The organism is Klebsiella sp. OBRC7, from assembly GCF_000293135.1.
GTDB lineage: Bacteria > Pseudomonadota > Gammaproteobacteria > Enterobacterales > Enterobacteriaceae > Klebsiella > Klebsiella michiganensis.
Genome location: NZ_ALNJ01000049.1, coordinates 1 through 6041 on the forward strand (window position 1 = coordinate 1; position 6041 = coordinate 6041).

A 6041-nucleotide genomic window follows, 5' to 3' on the forward strand; every position below is an offset into this window, starting at 1 on the left:
CTAACATTCTGGGTAATAAAAATATCCCCTCCTGGGGTCCCGGGGACGGAAAGGTGATGGTGGTTGAATTCTTTGACTACCAGTGCATCTGGTGCAGCAAGTTCGCACCCGAACTGGAGAAGGTCATCGGGGGCAACACGGACGTGCGTTACTTCTTTATGGAGTGGCCGGTGTTTGGTAGCCGGTGGCCTGCATCATTGCTGGCGGCGAAAACCGGCCTGCAGGTCTGGAAAGAAAAGGGCTCGGAGGCTTACAGGAGCTATCACAATGCGGTTTATGGTACAGGACTGAATGAAGGGAAACTGACGCAGGAGATTATCGAAAAGGTTTCTGGTCATATTAAATTTAAGCAGAATACGATTGATGAGATAAATACCACACTGAAAAATATTAATGATATCGCCACGGCGACGGGATTAACCGGAACGCCAGGTATTATTGTGATGCCGGTGAAGGGCGCGACGGAAGAAAACGTCACGGTCTTTTCCGGAATGACTGAAGCACAGAATGTTCAGGCGGCTATAAATAAATCCCGACAATAACAAGTTACTGTTGTCTCTTCTGAATGGAAGAGGATGTCTCTTAAAACAAAAAGGCACACTGCTGTATGTTGTTCGTCGTACTAACGGACTGGTATTCTGGCAGTCGGTCCCGGTGGAGTCTGGAGAGTTATGTCTGAGAATATCATTGCGCTGGTTGATTATGAAAATATCGGAACGCTTGAAAATGTAATGTTGTCGCGTTATGAACGTCTTATTTTGTTTACCGGGTCTCAGCAGGAGTTTATTCGTTTTCCGTCCGTAACACATGCCGGTAATATATCGGTCAGTGTGTTTCAGGCGCCCTGCGTGTCGAAAAATAATGTCGATTTCCACCTGGTACTTGAGCTGGGACGACTCAGCGTCACCGCTCCGGAAGATACGATGTTTCATGTTATATCGAATGATAAAGGGTATGACAGCGTGATTGCATTGCTCTGCAGGACAGGGCGACGATGTTGTCGTATACCCTCACCACGTTCAGCAGAGAAGGCGAAAACGGTGTCTGCGCTCATCAGCAACGATGAGGTGCTACGCCTGACCGATAAAATACAGTCATTGAGTAAAAAGTCTGCGGTAAACCGACCTGTAAGCACCTCGTCACTGATGAATTATATTAAATGTCATTCCGGTAACATCAGAAATACAGCGATTTTAAATCAGGTCAGGGACGAATTAATCAGGCGAGGCGTGATTGCCGTTTATGAAAAAACGGTGGTCTGGCGCTAATGAAATAAATAAGCAGGTTGTGATTATCTTTCTTGTCTAAAAAGTATTCTTGTCTAAAAAGGAATGAGTATGTTCAGCTATTTCATGCTGCGCACTGAGCAGCAGTTATTTTGTTATTTATACGGGGGCGCGCTGGCACTGTCTCTGCAACTCTTATTTTCTCCCTCTTTTCCGGGAAATGGATTTATCCTGGTATCACTGCCCGTTGCACTATTCTGGGCCGGGCTGGCCCTGTATACGCGGCACATCGACCAGATGAGGAAGCCTGATGTCTCGCCGCTCGTCAGTATCCGTGACGGCATCCAGGTGGTGGCCATGCTTCCGCGGCATGAGAAAGCGCGGCTTGAATGGAAGATTCTGCAGGATGATGAGGTGTACCGCCGTCAGATGCACGCTCTTTTAAACCTGATGCAACGGGTTATCAGTCGGGGATTTCTGTATGCGCCGGCAGTGATACTGGCGGGCGCTGGCGTGCTTGTCTGGGGGGTTCCGCAGGCCGGTGTCCGGCTGGTGACCGCCCTTCGGAATATGTCCCCCGGAGAGCTTATGCATCAGACCGGCTTCATCATTCGCTATGTGCTGATGATTTCTGCCATATCGGTCCTGATAGCAGACATTGTGGCCGGTCAGGGTCTGCCAAATGCCTTCCGGCGCGCGTTGCTGGATCGGTTGCCGGCAGAGGCCTGGCGTATCCCCAGAGGGACAGAACGATGAGGAGACTGCGCAGTAAACACATCGGAAAAAATATGTCCACAAAGGAAGAAGCAACATGGCAAAGATATTAATGATGACAGGCAGTGCCGTTGTTGTGCTGAGTCTGCTGGGGTTCCTGGTGCTGTTTCTGAAGGAACGTGCAACAGGGAAGACATCCCCGGTCCTACAAGCGCTGAAAGCGGCGGGTATTCGTACCGGAGAGGCTGAACAGAGACTGTGTCGCCAGCGGGTCTGGATGGGTAATGACACGCTGATGACGCCCCGGGAACAACATTTTTTCCGGGCATTGCTGAAACATACCGACCGGAAACACTGGCTGCTGTGCCCGCAGGTGCGAGTGGCGGATATCGCCAGCCTGGCACCCCATATCAGGCCCCGCTCCCGGACCTGGTGGCAGCTGTTCCGGATGGTGTCACAGTGGCACTGCGATGTGGTGGTGGTGGATATCAGGACCTTTGCCATTGTGGCCGCCATCGAGCTGGATGATGCGTCGCATCTGAAAAAACACCGGGTTCGCCGGGATATCCTGCTGGAAGAAGTACTCAGGCAGGCGGGCATTCCGCTGCTGAGAGACCGGGATGCTGAAAAGCTGGTCAGACAGATCAGGGAATTTTTAATACGTCGGGAAACTGAAACTATCACCACACCATTGACGGTGGTCAGGGGAGAATACAAAGGATGAAAAGGAAAATAGCAGTAATAAACAGAACCCGTGTCCGCACAGGATTTGTGGCCGGAGTCCTCAGCCTGAGCCTGTTAGCGCTGGCGCCGGCAGTCGACGCCGCGACCATCGAGACAGGTTTTTCTCCGGAAGGCACAGCCCTGCAGTTGGTCCTGAAGACCCTCGATTCCGCGCAGCAGGAAATCCGGCTGATGGGGTATTCCTTCACCTCCCCGGAGGTGGTTCGCTCACTCATCGCGGCGAAACAACGTGGGGTGGATGTCCGCGTGGTGCTGGACCAGAAGGCGAATAGCGGAAAAGCCAGCGTAGCCGCCCTGAACCTGCTGGCCAGCGCGGGCATTCCGGTTCGTACGGTCAGCGCCTACAAGATTTTGCACGACAAAGTGATCGTCGCGGACAGGCGCAATACAGAGGCCGGCTCGTTCAATTTCAGCCGTGCCGCTGACCGTTCGAATTCAGAGAATGTGCTGGTTGTATGGGATGACTCGGCTGTTGCCCGGCGCTACCTGCAGCACTGGTCGTCTCGCTGGTCACAGGGAACGGACTGGAAACAGACATACTGACATCGCCATAAACGATCCCCGGACGTAAACCGTGCGCCAACGCGGGTTACGTCCATAAAGTAAGTCGCTGAATTCTGATATCTGTAGTATTCTCTGCAAACGATCCTTTTTTAGATCTTTGAGGAGGCAGAGATGTCACAGGTCGTAAGCGCGGTTACTTCCTCAACGAAAGCAAAACGCAGTTACCGAAAAGGCAGTCCGAGGAGTGCTGTAGAACGTCAGCAGAGTCATCTTGCCAGAAAGAAAGAAACGCATAAGGAAATGCGGGTGTACGTCACAAGCGAAATTAAAGATGAATTTCGACTGATGTGTGAAACCAAAGGCGTGACCCAATCAGAGATGATTGAAAAGCTCATAAAAGAGGCAGTTAACCAGCATGGTTGCCTTGTTAAGGATTGACGTTCTTGTGAGTTTCGACGGTAGGTGCTAGATTACTGATCGTTTGGTATTTTATGGCTGGCCACGCCGTAAGGTGGCAGGGAACTGGTTCTGATGAGGTGTCTACCCGGAGCCGGAAAAGACAAAACCCCGATAATCTTCGCTAAGTTTGGCGACTGAGAAGATTACCGGGGCCTTCATAAACTGCATAGAAGCTGTTGCTCTATGCAGGGAGTATAGTTTTATGCTCAGAAAACTGCAATACCCGTTTCTGTGCCATTTGCTCCTTCCGTGCAACATAAGCGCGGGATGGTGTGACTGAACAGCACAATCCGCAACACTGGAGTCAGCTGGATACGGAAGAACAGATCCGTTTCTGGCAGGGCGTTGAAGATGGCCACGTTGAATCTTTTCTGGTTTCCCCGGAAAAGAAGCGTACCCGTCGTCGTCGTGGTGAGCACTCCACCAAACCCAAATGCGAAAACCCGTCCTGGTTCCGGCCATCTCACTATAAGGCGCTCGGTGGCCAGCTTGGCCACGCCTATAACCGTCTGGTGAAGAAAGATCCGCTCACGGGGCAACACAGCCTGCGCATGCATATGTCCCTGCACCCATTCTATGTCCGGGAACGTCAGCGCGCCGGGCGAAAATATGCTTTCCGTCCTGAAAAACAGCGTCTCCTCGATGCGCTGTGGCCGGTGCTGGTCAGCTTCTGTGATGCCGGTAAACACACGGTAGGGATGTGCGTGTCCAGGCTGGCCAGAGAGCTCAGTCCGAAAGACGGCAAAGGTAAAGTCATTCCGGAAACTGAAGTGACCATTCGCCGGGTTTCGGCGCTGATAGCCGAGCAGGTCCGCTTTGGTGTCCTGGGGGTGTCAGAAGAAACCGCCTGGGATCGGGAGTCCCGTAAACGTCTGCCAAAGTACGTGTGGATCACCGCCGCCGGCTTCAGGATGCTGGGCGTTGATTTGATGAAGCTGCAGGAGCAGCAGCAGAAGAAACTGCGCGAAAGCGAGGAACGTCAGGCACTCATTAAAGAGGGCATGTTAGGCGAGCATGAGGATATTTCTGTCCATAAGGCGCGTAAGCGCTGGTATGAGCAGCGTAGTCGTGAGGCCCTGCAGTATCGTCGTGCACAAGGCGCGGCACGCAAACGCGCCAACCGCCTGGCCAGAATGCCCCGGGACCGCCAGGTCTATGAGATGACCTGCTGGCTGAAGAAGACGCTGCCGGCAGACGAGCTCTATGGCTATTCTGAGAACAAGCTTGAGCAGCTGGCGGTACAGCATCTCTATCAGCTGGAACTCTCGCTGAGCCATCCAGCGCCGCATTAGTCCGGCCAGCCAAAATTTGTAAAAAAATAGCCCCTCCGGGGCTTTTTGTGCTGGTATTTTTTGGCCATTTTTGTCTTTCCTTCCTTTTCCCGCCTGAGTTTTTCTCTTTCCCTGATGATTTCGCCGGCATGCTGGCCATCAAACGCCCCCACGTGATCAGTTATCCACAAAAATCCGCAAATAGATAAATGAGAGAATCTGCAAATAAATAACAGGAAACCCGCAATACAGTCTTAACCCAGTATTTTTATCCCCTGCATTGCAAGCAGCAGGGAGATCTTTTGTCTCTGAACACCATTGTGAATAAATCAAAAAGGCCTTCGCTTACAGCGGCCGCAAGCGTCCACGTCGCTCAGAACCAGAAGTGCCTCCCGCCGCTATGCGGCGGGCATAGGCACAACACATAATTTAGTTACATCATCCGGTTAGATTCCCCGTGAACCGCACCAGCGCAATCCTCAGCACCGCACATACCACTCAGAACACCGCAGAAACCTCGCCTCCCACCACCGGAGAACGCTGACGCTTCAACAACATATGTGCCCCCTCCCCACCACTGAAAAGCGCCGCCGCCCCCGGCCAAAGGCCGGGGAAGACATCGCTTTTAATAATGGGTGTTGTAACTACTCTTCGTCATCTCTGTGAGTAGTGTCGCGGTAAGTTCTGGGATACACGCTCGTAAGCGGCCCTAACGGCCCGCTAACGCGGAGATACGCCCCGACTGCGGCTGTCGCCTTGCCGGGACCACTCCGACCGCGTACAGAGGCATCTGAGCCGTTTTTAGCGGGTATAGCTTTGCAGGGAAGGGGGTGGGTGAGGCAGAACCTGTCAAAACAGCAGCCGGCTGCGCCGGGCGACGGCGCCATTTACCCGCAGTACTCCATTCAACTTCAGCTGGCGCCTCCATGCCGCTGACGCGGCATTATCTATACTTTAAGTCTGGCCACTGGAGGTAACCATGTGCGGACGTTTTTCTCAGTCTATGACGCGGGAAGAGTATCTTTCTCTCCTCGCCAATGAAGCCGATCGAAATATTGCCTACGGGCTTTGTTGAATAAATCAGATTTCGGGTAAGTCTCCCCCGTAGCGGGTTGTGTTTTCA

The 6041-nt window shown here is 52.6% G+C and carries 8 protein-coding genes and 1 pseudogene; all 9 read left to right on the forward strand.

The window, feature by feature from the left end; genetic code table 11:
* The first annotated feature begins 23 nt into the window (after window positions 1-23).
* Complete coding sequence (locus HMPREF1144_RS11210; protein ID WP_227500436.1) at window positions 24-542, forward strand: DsbA family protein; 519 nt, start codon at window positions 24-26, stop codon at window positions 540-542.
* 129 nt (window positions 543-671) lie between these two features.
* Window positions 672-1268 carry a PIN domain-containing protein gene (locus HMPREF1144_RS11215; protein ID WP_042927543.1) on the forward strand — a complete coding sequence of 199 codons (597 nt, stop codon included), beginning with the start codon at window positions 672-674 and terminating at the stop codon, window positions 1266-1268.
* Between the two features lie 69 nt (window positions 1269-1337).
* Window positions 1338-1982 carry a hypothetical protein gene (locus tag HMPREF1144_RS11220; RefSeq protein ID WP_042927545.1) on the forward strand — a complete coding sequence of 215 codons (645 nt, stop codon included), beginning with the start codon at window positions 1338-1340 and terminating at the stop codon, window positions 1980-1982.
* A gap of 55 nt (window positions 1983-2037) precedes the next feature.
* A complete protein-coding gene (locus tag HMPREF1144_RS11225) occupies window positions 2038-2664 on the forward strand; it encodes a DUF2726 domain-containing protein (RefSeq protein WP_009652809.1) in 627 nt (208 codons plus the stop codon).
* Window positions 2661-3227 carry a phospholipase D family protein gene (locus tag HMPREF1144_RS11230; protein ID WP_052544827.1) on the forward strand — a complete coding sequence of 189 codons (567 nt, stop codon included), beginning with the start codon at window positions 2661-2663 and terminating at the stop codon, window positions 3225-3227. Before HMPREF1144_RS11225 ends, HMPREF1144_RS11230 begins: the two co-directional genes overlap by 4 nt.
* A gap of 132 nt (window positions 3228-3359) precedes the next feature.
* Entirely contained in the window at window positions 3360-3626 is a 267-nt protein-coding gene (gene repA, locus HMPREF1144_RS11235; protein ID WP_042927547.1) for a replication regulatory protein RepA, read from the forward strand.
* Window positions 3627-3849: 223 nt separating this feature from the next.
* Window positions 3850-3927, forward strand: coding sequence for a RepA leader peptide Tap (gene tap, locus HMPREF1144_RS31325; RefSeq protein WP_009652807.1), 78 nt, complete (start codon window positions 3850-3852; stop codon window positions 3925-3927).
* Window positions 3920-4939 carry a plasmid replication initiator RepA gene (gene repA, locus HMPREF1144_RS11240; protein WP_009652816.1) on the forward strand — a complete coding sequence of 340 codons (1020 nt, stop codon included), beginning with the start codon at window positions 3920-3922 and terminating at the stop codon, window positions 4937-4939. Before tap ends, repA (HMPREF1144_RS11240) begins: the two co-directional genes overlap by 8 nt.
* 958 nt (window positions 4940-5897) lie before the next feature.
* Window positions 5898-5981: pseudogene (locus HMPREF1144_RS32955) on the forward strand (SOS response-associated peptidase); the annotation flags it as partial.
* Window positions 5982-6041 lie beyond the last annotated feature (60 nt).